This window comes from Streptomyces sp. NPDC002577 (assembly GCF_053594815.1).
This window is the reverse complement of the sequence record NZ_JBSFWK010000002.1, coordinates 77,132-98,781: the sequence shown is the minus strand read 5'-3', so window position 1 is coordinate 98,781 and position 21,650 is coordinate 77,132. Positions and strand designations below refer to the sequence as shown.

Sequence of the window (21,650 nt, the reverse complement as noted above, 5' to 3'; positions counted from 1 at the left end):
GGAACCCATGTCCCGGCCTCATCACAAGCGCTCCCGGCGTCCCGTCGTTCTGGGCGCCACCGCCGTCGCGGCCGCCCTGGCCGGTGGCCTGCTCATCACCCTGCCCGAGGGCGCGAGTGCCGCCGCGTCGGGCCTCGCCGACGACTTCAACGGTGATGGCTACCGCGATCTGGCGACCGGCGCCCCGGGTGCTGTTGCGGGTGGGAAGGCGAAGGCGGGCGCCGTGGTCGTCAACTACGGCTCGTCGAGCGGTATCAGCGCCGCGCGCCACAAGACCACATCGCAGAGTTCCTCCGGCGTGCCGGGCGCCTCGGAGACCTCCGACCGCTTCGGCACCGAACTCGCGCACGGCGACCTCAACAGAGACGGCTACGGCGATCTCGTCGTGGGCACACCGCTGGAGGACGTCAGCGGCGATGTCGACGGCGGTTCGGTCACGATCCTGTGGGGCGGCTCGTCCGGCCTGTCAGGCGGCACGACGATCAGCGACCCGAACGCGTCCGGCCACGACCGGTTCGGCCAGTCCCTCGCGGTCGGTGACTTCACCGGTGACGGGAAGGCCGATCTGGCGGTCGGTTCCACCGGCAAGGACGTGTGGATCTTCAAGGGCGGCTTCACCAAGTCCGGCGGCGCGGCCGGGAAGCTGCGCTTCGACGCGCAGATCGAGTCCGGCGCATACCCGGACGGCGCCGTCGATCTGGCCGCCGGGGACTTCGACAACGACGGCGCGGACGACGTGGTGGTGGGCTCCTTCGCCGGCACCTTCGTCTACCGGGGCTCCTCGGCCGGACTCACCCTGCAGACCCAGGTGAGCGACGACAGCCCCGCCTCGCTCACCGCGGCCGACTTCGACAAGGACGGCCACGACGACCTCGTCATCGGCACCGACGATGACCCCATCGGGGACCAGACGGCGCTCGGCGGCTACGTCACCGTGTACTACGGCGCCGCGGCCGGCGTCGACACCGCCCGCACCGGCGTCTTCAGCCAGGCCACCGAGGGCGTGCCGGGGGCGGACGAGTCGTGGGACCTGTTCGGCAACACGCTCGCAGCGGGCGACGTCAACGGCGACGGCTACCCGGACCTCGCCGTCGGCGCCCCCTTCGAGTCCATCGGCTCCGGCAACGACGCCGGCAACGTCTGGGTGCTGCGCGGCGGCGCCTCCGGCCTGACGGGGACCGGAGCCCAGTCCTTCAACCAGGGCACCTCGGGTGTCCCGGGCGCCAACGAGTCGTCGGACATGTTCGGCGACGCCATCCACCTAGCCGACCACAACAAGGACGGCCGCGCCGATCTGTCGGTGGGCGCGGGCGGCGAGAACAGCGACGACGGTGCCGTATGGGTCCTGCGCGGCTCCACCGGAGGCGTCACGGCCACCGGCGCGGTGAGCTTCGGTGCGTCGTCCGTGGGCATTGCGAAATCGGGGGACGACCCCATGTTCGGGGACGCCATGTCGGGCTCCTGAGCATGTAGACAGATAGCCGGAAGGGGCGGCACCGGAGGAACCCGGCGCCGCCCCTTCCGTTGTGCTGACTTACCACTTAGTGCGTGATGCCTCCGGGATGATCCCGAGGGGGCTTTGACCTGTGTGCACTCGGCAGGATTCGAACCTGCAACCTTCTGATCCGTAGCTCTGAAGAGATCGGTCATTGGAGGTCATACAGGCTGCGGGAAGGGGCATGGCAACCGATGTTGGGTGCTGGCGGTTGCTGGGGTTGCTGTACTTCGTTGCTGTACAGCACGATCGTGGCCGAGGGTGAGAGCGTGCAGCGGGAACGACTCGAACAGTTGCTGGGCGGTGACGACGCGACGTCGTCGGCTGCTCTGGCTGCTCTTCGTGCCGGCGCGTCATATGTTGTCTGGGACGGCACGACATCGGCCGAATCGCTCGCCAGAGTTTATGGGCGTCGGCTCAGGCACACCCTCCGTAGCGGCATCGAGACGTCCGGTCTGGAGCCGGCCGTTCAATGCCTCGACCGATACGGCCGACCGGTCCGGCTGGGCGCCGACGTGGGTGACCGGACAGATGCCCACCTCACCGCGTGTCAGCCGCGGCTGCTCCGGCGCCTGCCGCGGATGAGGTGCTGGGCCACGAGGTGCCCCGACCCGCCGCCGAGGCCGGGGCCGGGGTGGGTCGAGGCGCCGATGTGCCACAAGCCGGGTACAGGTGTGGCGTGCCGGGCCGCGCCCGGTAGAGGGCGCCACAGCAGGGCCTGGTCGAATTCGGCCGAGCCGCCGTAGGGGTCGCCGTCGACCGCGTTCGGATTGTGCGCCATCAGGTCCGACGGTGTGACGGCGTCCCAGGCGAGTAGCTTCTCCGGCAGGTCGGGCGCGTGAAGCGCGATCCTGGCCAGGACCCGTTGGACGTATCCCGCGGTCAGCTCCTTCGTCCAGCGGCCGTGGGCGTCCAGTTCGCCCGCCGCGTCGCCGGTCGGCTTGTAGGGCAGTTCTTGGAGCTGGATCCACAAGGCCGCCGCGCCGTCCGGTACGCGTGAAGGGTCCAGGACATACTGCTGGCCGACGACCAGTGTGGGCCTGCGCGGCAGCAGCCCCGCCTCGGCCTCCGCGCACGCGATCGCGGTGCTCGCGGACCCGTCGCTGAGATGGACCAGCGGTATGCCGGCCAGGCGCGCATCGCGCCAGCCGAGCGGCGCGGAGAGGGCGACGTGGAGCTGCATCGCAGCGCGTCCGTACCGGTAGCGCAGGGCCTCGTCGCGGATGGCGGGCGGGACGGGCGCGTCCTGCGGCAGAAGCTCGCCGTACAGCGCGGTCGGGGTTACCGAGACCAGGACGGCGTGGCGGGCCCGGATGGTTTCGCCATCAGTGGCGACGCCCATGACCCGGCCGCCCGTGAGGAGCAGCCGCTCCGCCGACTGCCCCGTGGAGATGTGCACCCCGAGCTCGCCGAGCAGTGCCTCGAAGGCGCGGACGAAGTTCCGGGCGCCACCCGCCACCACGGGCATGCCGAAACCGTGCAGGGTCGCGGCCATGACAGGCAGCATCAGGCCGCCCAAGGCGTGGTCCGGAGACAGTCCGGCGTGCAGCAGCCAGGGTATCCACAGCACATCAGGCTCCTCGCCGCGGAAGGTGCCGCGGCAGTAAGAGCGGCCGCTGGTCACGGCGGCCCGCAACCACTTCTCGGTGCCACTGAAGCGCTCGCGGCGCAGCAGTTTCACCACATGCCGGAGCACACGGGGCGAGCGTGGCTCACCGCCCAGGATGCCGCCCAGTGCGTCGGCGTTGTCGAGGAACCTCTGCAACAGGGTGAGGTAGGCGGTTCGGTCCTCGGAGTGGCCGAACATCTCGGCGGTGGCCGCGGGGTCGCGGTGGGCCAGGACCACGCGCCCTTCGTCGGTGACGGTGCCCGTGATCAGTCCGTCGGTGTTGCGATACTCCAAACCGTGACGGTGCAGGTCCTCACCGAGGGCGGCGTAGGCCCCGCCGGACACGAACAGCGGGTGCCACGAGGAGTACGTGTCGTGCAGGTAGCCAGGCAGTGTCCGCTCCTCGGTGGCGATGAAGCCGCCCAGCCGGTCGCTTCCTTCTATGAGGGCCACCGACCAGCCGCCCTTGGCCAGCTGGGCAGCGGCGACCAAGCCGTTCACGCCGGACCCGATCACGACCGCGTCGAAGGTAGGTGTCATCAGCGCTCCTCTGACGTGAGGGGTGGGGTGCCAAGGCTCCGCCTGAGCGAGCAACTACCAGCAAGCACGAGGGCGCGGCCCTCGCCAATCCAGCCTTCCCCTCAGGCACCGGGCTGTCCAACGCTTGCAGGCGCCGCCCCCGGCCCTGAGCATCGCGCCGGTCAGGCACCGGCGTGATCAGCGGCTACCACGCCGCCCTCAACGCCGCCGCCGTCGGCCTGGGCTTCGAGGTCCTGGTCTTCGTCCACCTGGGCCACGGTGACCGCGAACAGCTCGCGGCCTTCGACCAAGGGCTCGCAGCCATCCCCGAGGTGATCCAGGCGGAGCGACTGTTCGGCACCCCCGACTACCTGCTGCGCGTGGTCACCGCAGATCTCGACGCCCACCAGCGGCTCTTCAAGGACAAGCTGGCCACGCTGCCCAACGTGAACCAGCTCTCCTCAACGATCGTTACGAAGCGAGTCATCGCCAGCCGCCCTACCCACCCCAGCCTCGCTGCTCAACCCACCACCTTCCCCCGCTCCCATCCCGTACGCCGTCGACCCACACACCGTGGAGGGGGCGTGGTTCATGGCGTCCAGATGGAGCGCGCCACTGTACGAACGACCTGGACGCCATGAGCCGCGTCTGCTCGGCTTCGCCTGGGTCGATGGCGTGCGGGATGGGAGCAGCCTGCGGATGCCACTACGGACCCGCGGCCGGGAACGGCGCCCCTCCATCCCGGTGCCGGCCGATCCCCCGCCGGAGGCTCTGATCTGACCGTGGCCACGCTCTACGGGTGATCGACTCATGTCCGTCGGCTCACCCACGCGTGGGCGCGCGTCGGCGCAGCCCGCGCGGAGCGGGCCGAAGGCAGGAGCGTCGCGCGGAGCGGAGCCGGGAAGCGCGCCCGGCGGAGCGGAGCGCAGCCGGGGCTTGATGATGTAGGGAAACTTCACCGCGCCATGGCCCGGGAGGGCGCAGGACCCAAGGGATGTTCCGTGATCGCAAGGTCGCACAGCGGCTTGATCACGCTGGTGTCTGCGATGTGCCCCCGGCGGGGGATACGGGACATGGGAGCGGGGGAAGCCGCCGGTCGGGGACGGGAAGCTGGAGATTGAGACGGTTGTGCCGCTGAATCGGTAGATCGTCGGCCCCAGCCGCAGGTTCAAGTCCCCGGCAGGAGCCGCACGTAAGGGCTGGTGGCGCCGAACCGCGCCTGACCGGCGCGGACACGCGCGCCTGCTCAAGCTCGGGATCAACGAGACACATGCTCAAGCCGACCTGCCAACGGTTGGATCGGCTCGGTGAACGGGTGCGGGCCCGCATGTCCGGTGGCGTGAGATGAGAGGAGGGCCGGGCGACCCGGCCCCCCTACTCGATTCCTCATAGGTCCGGTCCGGGGTGGTCCAGCGCTTGTTTCCTGGCCTCCGCGCGGACCGCGCCCACGCCCGCCACCATGACCAGGGCGGTGCCCAGGGCCTGGAACCAGGTCGGCTGCTGGGCGAGGAGGACGAAGCCGACCAGGCTGCCGATGGCGGGTTCGAGGCTCATCAACGTGCCGAAGGCGGCGGTCGGCAGATGGCGCAGGGCGACCATCTCGGCGGCGTACGGGAGGATCGGCAGCAGCAGCGCCGCACCCGCCGACAGGGCCAGCGCGGACAGGTCGAGGCGGTGCAGCACGTGCGGGACGTCGGCGAACGGGGCGGTGACCACGGACGCGGCCGCCATGGAGACGGCGAGGCCGCTCAGGCCGGTGAAGCGTTCGCCGACGCGCTGGGTCAGCAGGATGTAGCCCGCCCAGCCGGCCGCGGCGCCGAGCGCGAAGGCGACGCCGGTCATGTTCACCTCGCCGCTCCACGGGCGGGTCAGGGCGAGCACGCCCCCGGCGGCGGCGAGCGGCCAGGCCACGTCGACGGCGCGGCGCAGGCCCGCCACGGCGACGGCCAGCGGGCCGAGGAACTCCAGGGCGGTCGCGGTGCCGAGCGGCAGCCGCACCACCGCCTCGAAGTACAGCAGGGTGAGCAGGCCGCTGACCCCGCCGAGCAGCAGGGCCGCGCCGATGTCGCGCGCGCCGCGGCCGCGCAGCCGGGGCCGGGTGAGCAGGCAGAGCACCAGCGCCGCCCAGCACAGGCGCAGCCAGGCGCTGCCGGTCGCGCCGAGCCGGTCGAAGAGGTGGCTCGACGCGCCCGCCCCGGTCTGCACGCTCACCATCGCGAAGAGGGCAAGCAGGGCGCCGCGGGCCCGGGAGGGCCGCCTGGTTGCGGGTTCCTGCGTCACGGTCATGACGGGGTGCCCCCAGCGCGCAAGGCGTCGGCGACCGGGTGCGGGCCCACTTCGGCGAGGGCCCGCACCGCGTCGTCGTACCGCTCCTCGGCCAGGGCGAGCAGCCAGCGTCCCGCCGCGGGGGCGTCCGGCGCGGTCCGGGCGCGGTGGAGCATGCCCGCGTCCGTGTCCGGCACGGGCTGCCCGGCGAACGCGAGCCACTCGGTGTCGCCCGACTCCAGGGCCGCGTCCAGGAGCGGCCCGGTGCCCGCGGGGTCGAGGCGCGCGCCGCCCCGCTCGCAGGCGAGGCGGACCAGGGCCCGGTCGCCCGCGGCCACCCCGAGGGCGTACGCGGCGTCGGCGTGCGCGCGCAGCCGGGCGGCGTCCGCGCATTCCTCGTAGACGAACCGGAGGGCGGCGGCGTTCGGCACGGACAGCAGACGGTCCCACAGGGGTCCGTCGAGGACACCGCGGTCGGCGTCGGCGCACAGGTCGAACAGGGCCGGTATGTGGGGGTGACGGCCCTCTTCGGAGAGCTGGGCGTACAGGGCGGCGAAGCCGGTCGCCCTGGGAGCCTGGCTCAACTCCCTCAGCGCTTCGGCGAGTTCGGGCAGGGTGTCGTCCACGAGAGCCGCCTGCACGGCGGCGTCGATCTCGTCGGCGGTCAGTTCGACGCGTACTCCGGTCCGCCGCGCGAGGCCGGTCAGGGCGCGGTGGCGGCCCTGGGCGAGCAGTGCGCGGGCGCCCGTGGCGGCGGCGCGGGGCGTGAACCGCACCGGGACGCCGGAGAGTTGGCGGATGTAGTCGACCGCGCCGAGACGGCCCGCCGCCACCAGGACGTCGTAGGCGCGTAGGACGGTGGCCTCGTCGAGCTTGGGGACGACGCCAGTGGCGGCGGCGAGCTGCTCGATCCCTGCGGCGTTGCCGCGCCGCGCGAGCCGGAGGTACGCCTGCTCGATGCAGGCGGGCGCGGTCCGGTGGGCGGCGGGCAGACGCGCGTACAGGAAACAGAAGTCGTCCACGCCCGCGGCGTCGAGCGCCGCGTCGGCCGCCCGCGCCAGCGCCTCGGGCGGCAGCGCCGAAACCACGGGGACGTGCTTGTCCACCTGTTCCAGTACGTAGATGTCGCCGCGGGCCAGCAGCTGTGCGGCCTGGTCGTCGAGGAAGGGGCGGGGCAGCCCGGCGAGGGTGCGCGGGGCGGTCTCGGCCAGGTGCCCGAGGAGGTTGCGGTACGCGCGCACCGGATCACCGGGCCCCGGCGAGGGCGGGCCACCGCGCATCGGCCAGGGCGGCGAAGGGGGCGAGGTGGGCGAAGTCGCGGGTGCGGTTGAAGCGGACCATCGCCCGGCGCAGCTCGGGGTCGTAGCCCTCGCGGCCGCGGAAGTCGGTGTTCTCGTCGGCGAGTTCCTCGCTCCACAGGCCGCTGTAGACGGGCAGGCCCATGCGGTGTCCGGCGAGCAGCACCTGGAAGATCCCCTGGATGGTGGGCGGGGTCCAGTCGCCGGGTTCGGTGGTGCGCTGGAGGTAGGAGCCCTCGGCGATGTAGGTGGGGGTGAGGTAGATCATCAGCTCCGTGCCGTGCCGGCCGCAGAGCTCCTTGAGGTACTCCATGGTGGCGACGGCCTCGCGCACACCCTCCTCGTCGGTCATCCGCGGTGCCGGCTTGATCAGGACGTAGGAGGTCAGGCGGATGCCGAGGGCGCCGAGGAGGGCGACCCGGTCCTCCATGACGCGGCGGGAGATCTTCTTACGCAGCACGGTCTGGCGTATGTGGTCGTCCTGCGTCTCGAAGCCGACGGTGATGTCGAGGCGGGGCGCGTGCGTGGTCCTCGCAATGTGTTCGAGGCGGTCGCGGCGCACGTACTCGGGCCGGGTCTCGATGGAGAGGACCTCCAGGTTCTCCATGGCGCGGGCCCGGTGCAGGAGGTGGTCGAGGGAGGCGGGGTGGAAGCGGCGGCCGTCCAGCGCAGAGCCCTCGTTGCCGAACGAGAACTGGCGGAAGTCGCCCATCTGGTCGGCGCGTTCGATGAAGACGTGGTCGATCTGCGCGTTGATCTGCTGGGCGCTGATCTCGCCGGTCGCCGAGCGGGTGGGCAGCGCGCAATAGGTGCACTGGAACTGGCACTTGGTGGTGTAGAAGGACACGACGAGGTCGGTGGCGCCGAGGAACTCGCGGCGGCCGACGTACAGCGGGGTCCTGGGGTCGTGGGTCTCGGTCATTGCGGCCTGTCTCCTGGGGTGTGAGGAGGAAAACGGGACGGACGGCGGCTCAGGCCCACGGATGGAGGACGATCTTTCCGCAGGTCCGCTCGAGCTGGACCTGCCAGGCCTGCTCGATGGCGTCGAGCGGGAAGGTGTGGGTGATGAACCGGTCGATCAGCGGCCCGGAACGGGCGATCACGTCGAGGACGCCCGGGGCGTGGTGCAGATACAGGTCGAGGCTGCCGTGGAGGGTGACGCCCTTCTGGATCAGGTCGCGGTCGATGTGCAGGGTGAGGTCGCCGGACTCGCCGAGGAAGGTGACATGACCGCCGCGGCCCACTGCGTCCAGGCCGAAGCGCTGGTAGGCGGCGAGGGCCGAGCAGTCGACGACGTGGTCGGCGCCGGCGCCCTTGGTGTGCTCCAGGACCCGTTCCAGGGCATCGCCGTCGGCGAGGTCGACGACGAGTTCCGCGCCGAGGTCGCGGGCGAGGTCGCGGCGGTAGGGGGTGCGTCCCGCGCAGATCATGCGGGCGCCGCGTGCCACGCCGTTGACGACGGCGCCGAGGCCGACCTGCCCGAGCCCGGTGACCAGGACGGTCTCGCCGGGGCGCACGCCCATGTTCTCCATGGCGGTGTAGGTGGCGCCCATGCCGCAGCAGGCCATGCTCGCGTGGTCGTACGACATGCCGTCGGGGACCGGCACCAGCAGGTGCTCCCGCTTGATCATGTACTGGGCGAAGCCGCACTCACCCGACGCACTCCCGCACACTTCAAGGGGGTTCTCGGTGTCGGCGCAGTGCGCGTACCGGCCGGAGGCGCACATCGTGCACCGGCCGCAGGGATAGCCGCTGAGCACGACGACCCGGTCGCCGGGGCGGAAGGCGCTGCCGGGGCCGGTCTCGACGACCTCGCCCGCCGCCTCGTGGCCGAGCGAATCCGGCCGGTTGCGGTCGCGGAAGTCCCAGTGCGCGTAGGCCAGATGCTCGTTGCACATCGGGGCGGTGACGACCTTGACGAGGACGTAGTCCTCGGCGATGCGGGGCAGCGGCTTGTCGATGACGCCGCAGGCGCCCGGTGCGCTCAGCACGGCGACTTTCATGCGCAGGGGTTCGGCCATGGCGGGGTGCTCCCTGTCGTGGGGTGCGGGAATGTCCGGGAAGCGGGCGCCCGGGCGCGGCTCAGGCGCGGCCGGGGCCGGTGAATCGGGGCGCTTTCACACGGCGCCGCAGTGATTCTCGCGGGCCTGTCGCGTTCCGTCGGGAAAAGCGCGCGGCCGGATTCGGAACTGGCAGGTTGAGGACAGCGAAGGAAATACTTCCGGGCCGTCCTCTTGCGGCCATTTCCGCTTGCTGACACCCCGGTTGCGGTGGCGGGGATCGGGCGGGCCCACAGGATGGTCCGTATGGCGGAAACGGAACTGAGCGCGGCCGAATCGGACGCCCTGCGTTTTCATGCCTGTCTGTTCTGGGAGGACGGCCGGCCGGCCGTCCTCGACGAGCGCGAACTGGCCGACACGATCCAGGTGATCCTCATCGACCAGCTGGAACAGTGGGCGGACGGGGTGCTGCGCGGCATGCCCGAACTGCGCGGCGCATCCCCCGGCGGGCCCGGCGGGGTCGCGGCCCGGCTGCTGCTGACGGCCGTACCGGAGCTGCGACTGCACCTGTCGCCGCACCGCTTCCGGCCCGACCGGGCGGCGTCCGTGATCGCGGAGACGGCTGCGCAGGCCCGGCGCGACCTGCAGCGTCTGGACCGGGCGCCTCTGGTGCGGCCCGCCGTGCGACATGGCCGGCTCGCTGCCCACCTGGAACTGCTGACGGCGCTGTCGGTGGCGGCCAGGCCGCTGCTGCCGGGCTGGTCGGCGTTCATCGCGCGGCAGTTGGAGAGGGAGAGCCCGCGGCGCTTCGCGGACGAGCCGGAACTCCCGCTGTACTTCCGGCTGCCGTAAGGGCATTCGCCGAGTACGTGCGTTTGAGTACGTTCGTTTGAGTACGTGGATCTGTGTACGTGCGACCGAGTACGGGCATCGCGGGGCGCGGCCGGGAATGGCCTATGAAGGCCAATGACACTTGTGGACACGGAATCCCCTTTTTTGGCCGCCGGTGAGGCGACAGGATCTCTTCAGAACCACGGCACCGCCCGTCGCGAATTCACCCGCACCGTTTCGAAAGAAGGAATCCCATGCGTTCCGTCCGCCGCTTCGCCGCCGCCCTCGTCGTCTCCGTCGCCGTCCTCGCGCTCGGCACCGGTGTCGCCACCGCCACCGAGGCCTACGTCCCGGCCGCCACGGGCACGCAGGACGTCACCGAGTGGTGACCCCCGCGGGGTCCGCGGGAGTGGCCGGAACCCGCCAGTTGGTCCTGACCACTCCCTGAGACGTCCTTGCCTCCCCCGCACGGCGCGAGCCATAGTCCATTCGCTCGCACCTCAAGATCGTGTCGCAGGGGGATTCACGTGCTGGGACTCAGTGCGTTCGAGGAGACGGTCTACCGGAGCATTCTCCGCTCGGCCGGCGGACGCGTGCAGGAGCTGGTCGACGAGCTGGCCGCCGACGAGGCCGCCGTCCGCTCCGCGATCTCCCTGCTCACCGACATGTCGATGATCAGGCGTTCCTGGGAGGACGCCGATCTGCTGCTGCCCATCAGCCCGGAGGTGGCAGTGGGTTCGCTCCTCGCCGACCAGGAGGAGCGGCTGGCGCGCCGGCGGCAGGAGCTGGAGTCCAGCCGTGTCGCGCTGGCCCGGCTGGTGTCGGAGTACTCAACCGTCGGGCAGGTGCCCGGCGGCAACGGCGTGCAGCGCCTCGAAGGCATCGATGCCGTGCGCACCCGCATCGAGGAGCTGGTGTGCCGCAGCTCCGTCGAGATCAGCGCGTTCAACGCGGGCTCGTACAGCCCCGACGCGCTGGAGGCGGGCCGGGCCACCGACCAGTCCGCCCTGGACCGAGGCGTGCTGATGCGCGGCCTGTACCTGGACAGCGTGCGCAACCATCCGCCCACGCGCGAGTACGTGCGCTGGCTCACCGACTCCGGCGCCGAGATCCGTACGACTCCGGTCCTGCCCCTCCCGATGATCGTCTTCGACCGGGAGACGGCGCTGCTCCCCGTGGACCCCGGCGACCGCGGCGCCGGGGCGCTCGTCGTGACCGGCAACGGCATCCTCTCCGCGCTGCTCGCCCTGTTCGAGCGGTACTGGGACGCGGCCGCCCCGTTCGGCGGGCGCCCTTCCGAGGAGGACGACGTGGAACTGTCCGCAGGCGAGCGGGAGTTGCTGCGGCTGCTGGCCAAGGGCCTGACCGACGAGGCGGCCGGCCGCCAGCTCGGCGTCTCCCAGCGCACGGTGCGCCGCAGGATCGCCGAGCTGACCGACCGCCTGGGCGCGGGCAGCCGCTTCCAGGCGGGGGCGCAGGCGGTGCGGCGGGGCTGGATCTAGGGGGATCTGACACATGCCCGCGACGCCGCGGGCATGTGTCAGACACGCCCCAGGCCCCCGAAAGCCCGTCACGCCACCGCATTCGGCGTCTTCAGTCCCGCTGCTTCGACCGGGCGTACTGGTACAGCAGTTCCGCACCGATCTCCGAGGCGAGCAGGGCCGTGGTGCCGGCCTGGTCGAAGGCCGGGCAGACCTCCATCACGTCGAAGCCGACCGGGCGCAGGTCGCCCACGGTGCGCAGCAGCGCGAGCACCTCGCGGGAGAGCAGGCCGCCGGGCGCGGGGGTGCCGGTGCCGGGGGCGAACGCTGGGTCGAGTACGTCCACGTCCACCGACACGTACAGCGGCGCGTCACCGATCCGCTCGCGTACCGTCGCGGCGACGGATGCCGTGCCGCGCTCGGAGTACTCGTCGGCCGTCACGATCGTCACGCCGTGCTTGCGGGCGTACTCCAGGGAGTCCGGGGCCGGGGTGTGGCCGCGGATGCCGATCTGGACCAGGCGCGCCGGGTCGATCAGCTCCTCCTCGATGGCGTGCAGGAACGGGGTGCCGTGATGGTAGGTGCCACCGTAGACGGGCGGGTAGGTGTCGCTGTGCGCGTCGAGGTGGAGGACCGCGACCCGGCCGTGGCGGGCGTGCACGGCGCGCAGCGCGGCGAGGGTGAGCGAGTGGTCGCCGCCGAGCAGCAGTAGCGCGTTGTTGTCGGCGGCGAGCCGGGTCAGCCCTTCGGTGGCCTCCCGCATCGCCAGGTCCATGGAGAACGGGGTGAGGTCGAGGTCGCCGCCGTCGACGACGTCGATCAGGTCGAAGGTGCCGGGGCCGCGTTCGACGCCGGTGCCGTGGATGAGGACGGACTCGGCGCGGATCGCGCGCGGTCCGAAGCGGGCGCCGGGCCGGTAGCTGGTGCCGCCGTCGTAGGGGAGGCCGACGACGGCGACGTCCCGGCCCGCCGGCTGGGGCACGTACGGCAGCCGCATGAAGGTGGGCAGTTGGGCGTAGCGGGGCGAGCGGACGGTCTGGATCCGCTCCTCGGGTCCGGCTGCGGTCACGGGGCCTTCCTCTCGGGTCCTTGGTCGGGGCTCCTCAGGTCGACGAGCGCGGCGTCGAGCCCGTATGTGTCGGGGTGGCGGCCCGCCACGACCAGTTCGTCGTACAGGCGGTGCACGAGGGCGGTCTTGGCGCCGGCCGGCAGGCCGTGCTCGGCGAGGAGCATGTCGAGGGAGCTGGTCGCCCCCGAGCCCTCGTGGACGCCCAGCTTGGGGCGGGCGACGGTGGCTGCGGGCAGGGCGTCGGCCATGGCCTCGCGCAGCACCCACTTGTCGCGGCCGTGGCGCCGCTTGAGCCCGGCCTCCAGGGAGGTGAGCAGGTCCAGGACGTCGCGGTCCCAGTAGGGGTGGGTGGTCCAGTGGCCGGCCGCGCCGGACAGGGCGGGCACCATCTCGGAGAGGCCGTCGAAGGTGTCCATGTCGTGGGCGACGGCGTCGTCGAGGGCGGGCAGCCGGTCCACGGCCCGGTGCATGCCGCCGAGCGGGATGTCGGCGCCGTATCCGGTGAGGATGCGGCGCGGCGCGGTGCCGGGCAGCCTGCGGTAGAGGGCGGCGAGCGGCAGCAGGTACTCGACGACGTCCGGATCCGTGGACTCCGACGCCCAGACGGTCCAGGGCAGTTCGGCGAGCAGGTCGGCCGTGCGGACCCGGATCTCGGTGTGCTCGGTGCCCAAGTGCCTTGCGACGAGGGCGGCTTCGGTGAACTCGTCGCGGGTGTCGGTGCCCATCGTCACCGTGGCCGGGGCGCGGCCGGCCCCGGCGGCGAGGGCGGCCACCGAGCTGGAGTCGATGCCGCCGGAGAGTACGGCGGTGACCTCGCCGTCGCCGTCGCCGAGCCGGGCGCGCACGGCCCGGTCGAGGGCGGTGCGCACGGCGCGGACGGCCTCGTCCTCGCCGAGGATCCGCCGGTGCGCGGGCGGCGCCCAGGTCCGTACGAGGCGGGGGGCGCCCGCGCCGAGCACGGCGGCGTGCCCGGCGGGGACGCGGTGCAGTCCGGCGGGCCCGCGCGCGGCGGGCAGGCCCGCCAGGGGCGTCCCGGCGGGACCGGCCGCGAGCAGCGCCTTCGCCTCCGTGGCCACCGTGAACCCGCCGTCGTACCCGGTGACGTACAGGGACAGGCCCGCCACGTGGTCGGTGGCGGCGACGAGCCGGCCGCCGTCGGCGACGAGCGCGGCGAAGCGGCCGTTGAGGAGGCGGAAGGCGTGGACGCCGTAGCGGCCGTAGAGGGCGAGCAGCAGCCGGGCGTCGCACTCCTTGGCGGCGCCCGGGTCGCCGAGCGCGTCGGCGAGTTCCGTACGGTTGTACAGCTCGCCCGCGACGAGGGCGGTCAGCCCGCCCTCGGTGACCAGCGCGTCGTCCGCGGCGCCGCCCGCCACGAGGTGCCCGGTCCACCGGGTGCGCCCCGCGGCGAGGTCGACGGGGATCCGCGGCCCGGCCGCCGCGAACCGGGGGGCCGCGCCGAGCGGCGCCCCCGTGCGGATCAGGAAGCCTGTGACGGCAGGCAGGTGAGCGGCCATCAGATGCTGAGGGCGCCGAAGCCGCCCGGCTGGAAGTCGTAGGCGATCTTGGTCTCGATGAGGAACGGGCGGCCCAGTTCGGCGCCCTTGCGCAGCGCGGAGAGCAGGCTGGCGCGGTCGTCGGCGCGGACCGCCTCCACGCCGTTGGCCTGGGCGAGCTGCACGAAGTCGACCGAGCTGAACTTGATGGCGTCGTCGTGCGAGCGGTTGTGGCCGAGGTTCTGGTACAGCTCGATGAGGCCGTTGGTGTCGTTGTTGACGACGACGGTGACGATCGGCAGGTTCAGGCGGGCCATCGTCTCCAGGTCGGCGCTGTTGGAGTGGAAGCCGCCGTCGCCCGCGATGAGGAACACCGGCTGGTCGGGGCGGCCGAGCTGGGCGCCCATCGCGGCGGGCAGGCCGTAGCCGAAGCTGCTGCAGCCGGCCGAGGTGAGGAAGCCGAAGGGCTGATCGGCGCGGGCGAACAGGACGCCGTAGTGCCGGAAGAAGCCGATGTCGCTGACGATGGTGCCCTCGCCGGGCTCGGCGATCTCGGCCATGACCGTGTTCATGGAGTCGATGACCTGGTGGACGCGCATGCCGTCCTCGTACTCGCGTGGGTCGGAGAGGAACTCGGCGATCCGCTCGCGCAGCGCGGTGATGTCGTGCGGAGTCTTCGGTGCGAGGGCGGCGGTGGCCTCGTCGAGTGCCTCGGTGAAGGCGAGCACGTCGGTGACGACGTCGACGTCGGGCCGGAAGACGCGCGGCACCGGGTTGGCGGTGGGCGCGACGCGGACGACCTTCTTCTCGCCGCCCCGGTCCCACATGGAGGGGCGCAGGTCCTCGGCGTAGTCGTAGCCGAGGGTGATGATCAGGTCGCTGGGGCCGAAGAGGGTCTCCAGGGCGGGGAAGTCGAGGATGCCGTCCATGTAGCCGGTGACGGCACCGTAGGCGAGCGGGTGGCCCTGGGGCAGCACGCCCTTGGCGATGTACGTGGTGATGACCGGGATGCAGAGCCGCTCGACCAGGCCCCGGATGGCGTCGACGGCGCCGGAGCGGATCGCGGACGCGCCCACCACGAGGACGGGGTGCTCGGCGGCCTCCAGCAGGGCGACGGCCTCAGCGAGCCGGTCGCGCCAGTCGGCGTCGACGGTGGCGGTCGGTTTGGCGGTGCGGGTCGGGGCGGGGGCGTCGGCGCCCTCGGCCTCCGGCACGGCGGCGCCGAGCAGGTCGACCGGGAGGCTGATGAAGCTCGGGCCGACCGGTTCGGTGGTGGCGGCGGTGACCGCGCTGTCCACGATGTCGGTGATGTCGCCGGGGCGCTGCAGCTCGGTGGCGTACTTCGTCATCGAGCCCATGATCGAGACGCTGTCCAGGCACTGGTGGGTGTCGCCGGGGAAGATGTCGTACGACTCGGACTGGGCGCACAGCGCGAGCACGGGGCTGCGGTCGAGGGCGGAGGTGGCCACACCCGTCGAGAGGTTGGTCATCCCGGGGCCGAGCGTGGCGAAACAGGCCTGCGGCCGGCCGGTGACACGGGCGAGGACGTCTGCCATCACGCCCGCCGTGAACTCGTGCCGGGTCAGCACGAAGTCGAGGCCCTCGACCTCGTCGAAGAGGATGGAGGCGGCCTCGCGGCCGACAACCCCGAAGACCTTCTCGACCCCGTGCGCCCGCAGGCGCTCCAAGAGCAGCTTGGCGGCCGTGGGCTGGTCTGTGGGGACGGTGGACACGCGGGACATGGGTTCCTTCTCTCTGCATCGATGAGGCGTCGATGAAGCCGGGGGGCGGGAATCCTCGCCCGGCGTCTCCGACTCAACCGGCCGCCGCCGGGGGCCGTCCAGGGATCCGCCCTGGCCTCAAAGGGCCATGTCAGCGGGCGGACATGGGAGCTCATGTCCGGTGCGGGACATGGCAGTTGGCGGCCAGCGCCGGGCATGGACGCGGCCGGTCCCGCGCATGGAAGATCGTGGCGGCACCCGCGAAGACGTCATATATTTGCGCATCAATGCATACTCATGCACAACGGTGTACGGGCGTCGGGCAGCCGCCGGGCGGGCCGTCACGCAGCACTGGAGGACACATGAATACGCCATCTGTGGCGCCGCGGGGCTTCGTCGGCGTGACCGCCCGGCTCGGCCTGAAGGACGCGAGCGACGACTTCGCCGCCGTCGTCTCCGAGGTGCCGTGCGCGTCCGCGGCGGTCTTCACCCGGTCCCGGTTCGCCGGGCCCAGCGTGCTGCTCAGCCGCGCCGACGCCCCCGCGGGCCGCAGTCGCGGCATCGTCGTCATCTCCAAGAACGCCAACGTGGCCACCGGCGCGGCCGGTGAGCGGGATGCGGTCGAGGTGCGGTCCACGGTCGCCGCCGCCGCGGGCGTCGCCCCCGAGGAGCTGGTCATCGCCTCCACCGGAGTGATCGGCCGCCGCTACCCGATGGACGTGGTGCGCACCGGCCTCGCCGCGCTGCCCCGGCCGTTCCCCGCAGCGGACTTCGGCGGCACGGCGGCCGCCATCATGACGACCGACACCCGTGCCAAGCAGTGCACGGTGCGCGTCGGCGACGCCGTGATCACCGGCATCGCCAAGGGCGTCGGCATGATCGAGCCGAACATGGCGACCCTGCTGACCTTCTTCTTCACCGACGCGGAGGTGCCCGCGGCCGAGCTGGACGCGGTCTTCCGCCGGGTCGTGGACCGCACGTTCAACGCCCTGAGCATCGACACCGACACCTCCACCAGCGACACCGCGGCCGTCTTCGCCAACGGCCTGGCCGGGCCCGTGGACCTGAAGGAGTTCGAGCAGGCGCTGTACCAGTGCGCACTCACGCTCGTACGGGACATCGCCTCGGACGGCGAGGGCGCCTCCAAGCTGATCGAGGTCCGGGTCACCGGCGCGCTGGACGCGGCGCAGGCCAAGCGGGCCGGCAAGGTCGTCGTCAACTCGCCGCTGGTGAAGACCGCGGTGCACGGCGCCGACCCCAACTGGGGCCGGGTCGTGATGGCGATCGGCAAGCTCGACGGCCCCGCCGACGACCGGATCACCCCGGACACGGTCACCGTCCGCTTCGGCGACGTCACCCTCTACCCGGGCGACTCGGCGCAGGAGCTGCTGGACGCGGCGGCCGCGCACCTGTCCGGCACCGAGGTGGTCATCCACGTCGATCTGGGCCTGGGCGACGCGGAGTTCACCGTCTACGGCTGCGACCTGACCGAAGGCTACGTGAAGCTCAACGCCGACTACACGACCTGACGCCCGCGGCGCGCCACCGGGGCCGGCCGCCCACCGGCCCCGGAACACACCCCACCGGAAAGGCCGATGTCATGAACCCTGCACGCCCGTCGGGGGAATTCGCCGTCGTCGAGACCTGGCTGTCGCCCGTCGGCCGCGCCCCGTTGTGCGCCGCCCGCGCCCTCGGCCTGCGGACCGTGTTGCTCACCCGTGACGCCGGTACGTACATGAGGACACCGGCCGACGCCGCGGAACTGCGCGCCTGCGTCGACGAGTTCGTCACGGTGGACACGCAGGACGCCGACGCCGTGACGGACGCACTCGCGGGGCGGGGCGAGCGGCTGCGTGGGGTGTTCTCGACCAACGACTACAACGTGCCGGTCGTCGCCGAGGCCGCCGCCCGCCTGGGCCTGCCGGGCCTGGCCCCCGAGGCCGCCCGGCGCGCCCGTGACAAGCGGCTGACCCGTGAGGTGTGCGCGGCGGCCGGGGTGCCGGTGCCCGGCTGGCGCTGGGCGCACAGCGAGGACGAGGCCGTGGCCGCCGCCGAGGCGCTGGGCCTGCCCTGCGTGGTGAAGCCGCTGACGGACGCGGCCGGCATCGGCGTCCGCCTGTGCCGCACGCCCGCCGAGGCGGCCGCGCAGTTCAAGGCGATCACGGCGGACGCCCGGGACTTCCGAGGGGGCCTGCGCCCGCCGGGCGTCCTGGTGGAGGAGTACCTCGTCGGGTTCGAGGTGAGCGTCGAGTCGGTCGGCGTCGCCGGTGCGCACACCGTGCTCGGCGTCACCGACAAGGCGCTGGGTCCGCACCCGTACTTCGTCGAGACCGGGGAGACGTTCCCCTCGACGCTGCCGGAGCCGGTGCGGGCCGCCTGCACGGACACGGCGCTGGCCGCCCTGGCCGCCATCGGCCACGGCTTCGGTGCGGCGCACGTGGAGATCAAGATGACGGCCGACGGGCCGCGCCTGGTCGAGGTCAACGCCCGGATGCCCGGCGCCTGGATCACCCGCCTCATCGCCGAGGCCACCGGCGTGGACCTGCCGCGCGAACTGGTCCGCCTGCACACCGGGGGCCGCCCCGACCTCACGGTGCGGGAGCGGGGCGGCGCCGCCAGCCGCTATCTGACCGCCCTGGACGACGGGGTGCTGCGGGCCGTGCACGGCCTGGACGTGGCGCGCCGCGTCCCCGGTGTCGTGGAGGCGGAGGTGCACGCCGTGGTCGGCGAACCGGTCCGGCGGGCCCGCGACAACGTCGACGTGTGCGGCAGCGTCGTCGCCACCGGCACCACCGCGGCGGAGGCGGCCCGCCGCGCCGACGCGGCCCTCGGCCAACTGTCCCTGGAGACCGGCCCATGACCGGCCACCAGCGCGGCCAGGGGCGTGAGGAACCGCGCGGGGACGAACCACCGGCCGCCAGACCGCGACGAAACCGCCATCGGCCGGACGAAACGGATCAGGCGCCCGGAGGGCTACGGGGCAAGGCCCTGCCGGGCCCGGCCGCCGCTCACCCCGCGACCGCCGGCCACCCCGGACTGGCCGGTGCCGTCCTCGTGACCGCCGCCTACTCCGGACCGGCCGGTGCCGTCCTCGCAGAGATCGTCCGTCCCGTCAAAGCCGTCCCCGGCGGCTCGTCCTGGAGGCCGTTCCGTGACCGCCGTTCCTGACACCGCTCCTGCCGTCGACACCGCTCCTCCCGTCGGCACCGCCCTGCGGGAAGTCACCCGCGCCGCGGACCTCCCCCATGACGCCTGGCCGGCGCTCCTTCGGCCCGAGGACCTGTTCCTCGGGGCGCGCTGGCTGGAGGTCGCCGAGCGCACCGCCCGCGCGGACATGCGGTACTTCCTCCTGGAGCACGGCGGCACCACGGTCGCGGGCCTGGCCACCGCGCTCGCCGACACGTCCGCCCCCTGGGTGCTCGGCCGCCCCGACACGCTCCTGGAGGCGTCCGCCGCGGCCGGCCGGCCCGGTGCGCGTGAGGTCCTGGCGCGGCTCTCCGGCCCGCCCGCCGACCGTCTGCTGCCCACCTTGGTGTGCGGCGGACGGCACATGGGGCGCAGCCGGGTCCCCCGCCTGACGGGGACCGGCCGCGCGGAGGTGACGGCGCTGGTCGCCCGCGCCGAGGAGCACGCCCGGGCGCGCGGGGCGCGTTCGGTGGCGTACCCCTTCGTCGAGGAGAGCGACGAGGTGCTGCGGCACGTACTGGACGAGCGGGGCTACTTGAGCCATGTCTCGGGCCTCTACAGCTCCCTGACCGTCAAGCCCGGCGGCTTCGACGCGTACCTGGACTGCGTGCCGTCGCCCCGGCGCCGCAGGGGCGTGCGCGACGACCGGCGCCGGATCGCCGAGGCGGGCGTCACCCTGCGCCTCGCGCCACTGTCCGCCGAACTCATCCCGCGGCTCGGCGAGTTGGAGGCGCAGCTGATGGCCAAGTACGACGTGGCCTGGACCGCTGCCCAGACCGAGCAGGTGCTGCGCGAGACGCTGGACACGTTCGGCGCGAACGCGCGGACCGTGCTGGCCGAGGCCGACGGCGAGATCCGCGGCTTCTGCACGCTGCTGTCCTTCCGCGGCCACTGGTACGCGCGCCAGGGCGGCTTCGACTACGCCTACCAGCAGCACGCCCACCGCCAGAAACTGCCGCTGTACTTCGAGACCGTCTACTACTTCCCCGTCGAGGCCGCCGCCCGCCTCGGCATCGAGGCCATCCACTACGGCCTGGGCAGTGAGGAGGCCAAGCGCTCGCGCGGCTGCACGGCCGAGACCCAGTACGCGTATCTGCTGCCTCTGGAGGAGGCCCCGTGCTGAACTCCCTGAAAGCGGCGCTGCCCAGCGGCCGCGGCGCCCCGGTGTTCGCCGCCGCGACCTTCGCCAACGCGGTCGGCATGGGCGTCTACTACCCCTTCTCGCTGCTGTACTTCCAGTCGGTCCTGGGCACCTCGCTCACCGCGATCGGCTCCGCGCTGACCGTCGCCGCGCTGCTCGCGCTGCCCATGGTTCCCGCGACGGGCGTGCTCGTCGACCGATTCGGGCCGGGGCGGGTGCTGTTCGTCAGCACGGCGGTGCGGGCGGCGGCGTTCGCCCTGTACCCGCTCGCCGGTTCGCTGCCGGTGTTCGTCGCCCTGAGCCTGCCCGTCGCGCTCGCGATGCGCGCCGAGCAGGCGGCGACCCCGGTGCTGGCCGCGGCCCTCGCCGGCGACGGCCCGCCGGGGCGCTGGCTGGCGCTGTCCCGGGCCATGTTCAACGCCGGTTTCGGGCTCGGCGCCGTCGTTGCGGGCGCGGTGATCTCCGCGGACCGGGACGTCCTGGAACGGGCGGGCGCGGGCAACGCGGCCTGCATCGCCGTCGCCTGCCTGTTGTATCTGCTGCTGCCCGCAGGCCGCCGCCCGCCCCCGAAGAAGGCTGCGCCGACCTCCGAACGCCCGTGGCGCGACGGCCCCTTCGGGATCGTCGTGGCCGCCGGGGCCGGCCTGTGGATCATCGCGGTCGGCATGGAGGCGGCGCTGCCGGTGTATCTCGTACGGCAGTCAGCGGCCCCTGCGTGGACGGTCAGCGTGCTGTTCGCCCTGAACACGGTGCTGCTCGCGCTCTTCCACCTGCCCGTGTCGCACCGCGTGGAACACGTGCGGCCCGGCGTGCTCGCCGCCGTCGGCGCCGTGCTGCACATCGCCCTGCCGGCCACGCTGCTGCTGGTCCCGGGCCTGCCGACGACGCTGACGGTCATCGCCCTCGTCGCCGCCATGACCGTCTACACCCTGGGCGAACTCCTCTCTTCCCAGGGCGTGCTGCTCCTGCTCACCGCGCTCGCCCCCGAAGGCCGGCGCGGCGCCTACCTCGGCTTCAACCAGATGTTCATCGGTCTGGCCAACGCGATCACGCCCCTGCTGGTGACCGCCGCCCTGGACCGGTCGGCGAGTGCCCTGTGGTGGCTGCTGACCGGCTGCGCCACGGCCATCGCGGCACTGCTCACGGCGGCGGGCCGCACCCGCACCCTCGGACTGCGGCTCAGCCCACAGTGAGAGACGAAGCCGCCGCCGAGAGCCTCGGCCTGCGCCGCCGCCTGGGCAAAAGCCGTCCCCGGAGAAACGGGATCCGCCTCCAGCCGGATCCTGTCGGGACTGATGCTCAGGAAGCGTTCCACCTTGCGTGGCGCGAAACGGCCGCCGCGACCTCGGGGATCGTCCTCATGGCTTCACCCGCCACGGCCAGTTATGACGTCCGAGACGTCGGCGCCAGTCACGCGCTCCTCGACCGCCCGAGCGACCACGCCGGCGACCTCCAGAACGCGAGGTCCGGTGGATCCGTCTCCTCGCGCCCCGCACGACCACGGCAGGCCGGCTCCGGACTGCTCTTCGGCCGCCCGGGCTC

General features: G+C 72.7%; 18 protein-coding genes. 10 read left to right on the top strand and 8 right to left on the bottom strand.

Annotation, left to right across the window (positions count from 1 at the left end):
* The first annotated feature begins 7 nt into the window (after window positions 1–7).
* Window positions 8–1,465, top strand: coding sequence for an FG-GAP-like repeat-containing protein (locus ACWD4J_RS04085; protein ID WP_451393721.1), 1,458 nt, complete (start codon window positions 8–10; stop codon window positions 1,463–1,465).
* Window positions 1,466–2,045: 580 nt separating this feature from the next.
* On the opposite strand, the gene ACWD4J_RS04080 is transcribed toward ACWD4J_RS04085, so the two are convergent.
* Window positions 2,046–3,644, bottom strand: a complete 1,599-nt coding sequence (locus ACWD4J_RS04080; RefSeq protein ID WP_451393720.1) for a phytoene desaturase family protein — start codon at window positions 3,642–3,644, stop codon at window positions 2,046–2,048.
* 173 nt (window positions 3,645–3,817) lie between these two features.
* Between ACWD4J_RS04080 and ACWD4J_RS04075 the strand changes: the two genes are divergently transcribed.
* Window positions 3,818–4,264, top strand: a complete 447-nt coding sequence (locus ACWD4J_RS04075) for an Lrp/AsnC family transcriptional regulator (RefSeq protein ID WP_451393719.1) — start codon at window positions 3,818–3,820, stop codon at window positions 4,262–4,264.
* Between the two features lie 745 nt (window positions 4,265–5,009).
* Here ACWD4J_RS04075 and ACWD4J_RS04070 read toward each other — a convergent pair.
* From ACWD4J_RS04070 to ACWD4J_RS04055, 4 genes are read right to left on the bottom strand one after another with little or no spacing between them, the layout of a single operon-like run.
* The gene (locus ACWD4J_RS04070; protein ID WP_451393718.1) at window positions 5,010–5,909 is read right to left on the bottom strand and encodes an EamA family transporter; all 900 of its coding nucleotides are present in this window, start codon (window positions 5,907–5,909) and stop codon (window positions 5,010–5,012) included.
* Window positions 5,906–7,129 (bottom strand): hypothetical protein, encoded by a 1,224-nt coding sequence (locus ACWD4J_RS04065; RefSeq protein ID WP_451393717.1) that lies wholly within the window; start codon window positions 7,127–7,129, stop codon window positions 5,906–5,908. The genes ACWD4J_RS04070 and ACWD4J_RS04065 overlap by 4 nt, the downstream gene beginning before the upstream one ends.
* A 4-nt stretch (window positions 7,130–7,133) precedes the next feature.
* Window positions 7,134–8,108, bottom strand: a complete 975-nt coding sequence (locus ACWD4J_RS04060) for a hypothetical protein (protein WP_451393716.1) — start codon at window positions 8,106–8,108, stop codon at window positions 7,134–7,136.
* A 49-nt stretch (window positions 8,109–8,157) separates the two neighbouring features.
* On the bottom strand, window positions 8,158–9,207 hold the full coding sequence (locus ACWD4J_RS04055) for a zinc-dependent alcohol dehydrogenase (protein ID WP_451393715.1): 1,050 nt from the start codon (window positions 9,205–9,207) through the stop codon (window positions 8,158–8,160).
* A 285-nt stretch (window positions 9,208–9,492) separates the two neighbouring features.
* Here ACWD4J_RS04055 and ACWD4J_RS04050 point away from each other — a divergent pair, with 285 nt between their 5' ends.
* The 3 genes from ACWD4J_RS04050 to ACWD4J_RS04040 all read left to right on the top strand — a co-directional run bounded on the left by ACWD4J_RS04050 (window position 9,493) and on the right by ACWD4J_RS04040 (window position 11,519).
* The gene (locus ACWD4J_RS04050; RefSeq protein WP_451393714.1) at window positions 9,493–10,038 is read left to right on the top strand and encodes a hypothetical protein; all 546 of its coding nucleotides are present in this window, start codon (window positions 9,493–9,495) and stop codon (window positions 10,036–10,038) included.
* 233 nt (window positions 10,039–10,271) lie between these two features.
* A complete protein-coding gene (locus ACWD4J_RS04045; protein ID WP_451393713.1) occupies window positions 10,272–10,406 on the top strand; it encodes a hypothetical protein in 135 nt (44 codons plus the stop codon).
* Window positions 10,407–10,544: 138 nt separating this feature from the next.
* On the top strand, window positions 10,545–11,519 hold the full coding sequence (locus ACWD4J_RS04040) for a helix-turn-helix transcriptional regulator (RefSeq protein ID WP_451393712.1): 975 nt from the start codon (window positions 10,545–10,547) through the stop codon (window positions 11,517–11,519).
* Between the two features lie 91 nt (window positions 11,520–11,610).
* Here the strand turns inward: ACWD4J_RS04040 and speB are convergent, their stop codons facing one another.
* From speB to ACWD4J_RS04025, 3 genes are all read right to left on the bottom strand, one after another.
* Window positions 11,611–12,495: an agmatinase gene (gene speB / locus ACWD4J_RS04035; protein ID WP_451394010.1), complete on the bottom strand. Its 885-nt coding sequence runs from the start codon at window positions 12,493–12,495 to the stop codon at window positions 11,611–11,613.
* A gap of 68 nt (window positions 12,496–12,563) precedes the next feature.
* Entirely contained in the window at window positions 12,564–14,084 is a 1,521-nt protein-coding gene (locus ACWD4J_RS04030) for an asparagine synthase-related protein (RefSeq protein ID WP_451394009.1), read from the bottom strand.
* Window positions 14,081–15,802 (bottom strand): thiamine pyrophosphate-binding protein, encoded by a 1,722-nt coding sequence (locus ACWD4J_RS04025; protein ID WP_451393711.1) that lies wholly within the window; start codon window positions 15,800–15,802, stop codon window positions 14,081–14,083. The genes ACWD4J_RS04030 and ACWD4J_RS04025 overlap by 4 nt, the downstream gene beginning before the upstream one ends.
* 341 nt (window positions 15,803–16,143) lie before the next feature.
* Here ACWD4J_RS04025 and argJ point away from each other — a divergent pair, with 341 nt between their 5' ends.
* The 5 genes from argJ to ACWD4J_RS04000 all read left to right on the top strand — a co-directional run bounded on the left by argJ (window position 16,144) and on the right by ACWD4J_RS04000 (window position 21,301).
* A complete protein-coding gene (gene argJ, locus ACWD4J_RS04020; protein WP_451393710.1) occupies window positions 16,144–17,310 on the top strand; it encodes a bifunctional glutamate N-acetyltransferase/amino-acid acetyltransferase ArgJ in 1,167 nt (388 codons plus the stop codon).
* A 71-nt stretch (window positions 17,311–17,381) separates the two neighbouring features.
* A complete protein-coding gene (locus ACWD4J_RS04015; RefSeq protein WP_451393709.1) occupies window positions 17,382–18,641 on the top strand; it encodes an ATP-grasp domain-containing protein in 1,260 nt (419 codons plus the stop codon).
* Complete coding sequence (locus ACWD4J_RS04010) at window positions 18,638–18,949, top strand: hypothetical protein (protein WP_451393708.1); 312 nt, start codon at window positions 18,638–18,640, stop codon at window positions 18,947–18,949. Before ACWD4J_RS04015 ends, ACWD4J_RS04010 begins: the two co-directional genes overlap by 4 nt.
* Window positions 18,933–20,090: a GNAT family N-acetyltransferase gene (locus ACWD4J_RS04005; RefSeq protein WP_451393707.1), complete on the top strand. Its 1,158-nt coding sequence runs from the start codon at window positions 18,933–18,935 to the stop codon at window positions 20,088–20,090. The genes ACWD4J_RS04010 and ACWD4J_RS04005 overlap by 17 nt, the downstream gene beginning before the upstream one ends.
* The gene (locus tag ACWD4J_RS04000) at window positions 20,084–21,301 is read left to right on the top strand and encodes an MFS transporter (protein WP_451393706.1); all 1,218 of its coding nucleotides are present in this window, start codon (window positions 20,084–20,086) and stop codon (window positions 21,299–21,301) included. The genes ACWD4J_RS04005 and ACWD4J_RS04000 overlap by 7 nt, the downstream gene beginning before the upstream one ends.
* Window positions 21,302–21,650: the final 349 nt, after the last annotated feature.